The organism is Cupriavidus sp. GW823-FHT07B10 (assembly GCF_058794355.1).
Genome location: NZ_JBXAGS010000042.1, coordinates 1 through 1,301 on the forward strand (window position 1 = coordinate 1; position 1,301 = coordinate 1,301).

The 1,301-nt window shown below is 65.7% G+C and carries 1 protein-coding gene; it reads left to right on the forward strand.

The window, feature by feature from the left end; all coding sequences use genetic code 11:
• Positions 1-126: 126 nt before the first annotated feature.
• On the forward strand, positions 127-1,301 hold a 1,175-nt coding region (locus AC1Q6V_RS34595), incomplete at its 3' end, for an ISNCY family transposase (protein ID WP_454749528.1).

A 1,301-nucleotide genomic window follows, 5' to 3' on the forward strand; every position in this document is an offset into this window, starting at 1 on the left:
ATTATGCGCGTATCGAGTGTCAGGGCCAAATAGAATTGTCGTACCTGGGCCAATTAGACATGTCGTACTCCCTTGTCAGGACTGGCATGCTGGCGGCTTTCCGTCTGTCCGAGACCGGAGGCCGCGATGCGCAAGCCCGAGACCCTCACGATGGCGATGCGCGAACTCGATCGGCTCAAGGTGATCCAGGCCGTGGTCGACCATGGCTTGGCGGTCTGGCGCGCCGCCGAGAAGCTCGGCTTGTCGCGGCGTCAGGTGGAACGTCTGGTGCTGCGCTACCGTGAGGATGGTCCGAGTGGCCTGGGCTCACGCAAGCGTGGTCGAGACAGCAATCGCCAGCTCCCGCCCGGCCTCGAATCCCGTGTCCGCGGGCTGATCCGCGACAGCTATGCCGACTTCGGCCCGACCCTGACGTGCGAGAAGCTGCGCGAGCGCCATGGCATCGACCTGGCCAGAGAGACCGTACGCCGCATCATGATCGACGCCGGCTTCTGGATCCCGCGCAAGCTGCGTCCGCCCAAAGTGCATCAGCCGAGGAACCGCCGCGCCTGCCTGGGCGAACTCGTGCAGATCGACGGATCCGACCACGCCTGGTTCGAGGACCGGGCGCCGGCTTGCACGCTGCTGGTCTACGTCGACGACGCGACCGGGCGGCTGATGCAGCTGCAGTTCGTGCCATCGGAATCCACGCAAGCTTATTTCACGGCCACGCGCGCCTATGTCGAGCGCCACGGCAAGCCGATGACCTTCTACAGCGACAAGGCCGGCATCTTCCGGGTCAATGCTAGGGACGCCGCCGAAGGTCGCGGCTACACCCAGTTCGGGCGCGCGCTGTTCGAGCTCAACATCGACATCCTGTGCGCCAATTCGAGCCCGGCCAAGGGCCGGGTCGAGCGGATGAACGGCACGTTGCAGGACCGGCTGGTCAAGGAGCTGCGCCTGCGCGGGATCAGCAGCATGGAAACCGCCAACGCCTTTGCCCCGTATTTTATGGCCGACTTCAACGCGCGCTTTGCCAAGGTGCCCAAGCGCGACTTCGATGCGCACCGGCCGCTGCGCGGCGACGAGGACCTGACGCGCATCTTCAGCTGGCGCGAGCGGCGCAAAGTGTCGGCCAGCCTCACGCTGCAATACGACAAGGTGATGTACCTGCTCGAGGACCGCCCCGAGCACCGGCGCCTGATCCACCGTTATGTCGAGGTCGCCGAGACGCCGGACGGCCGGATCGAGTTGTGGGCCGATGGCGCCGCCCTGCCCTACACCACCTATGACCGGCTGGGCGAGATCGACCAGGGCGCGAT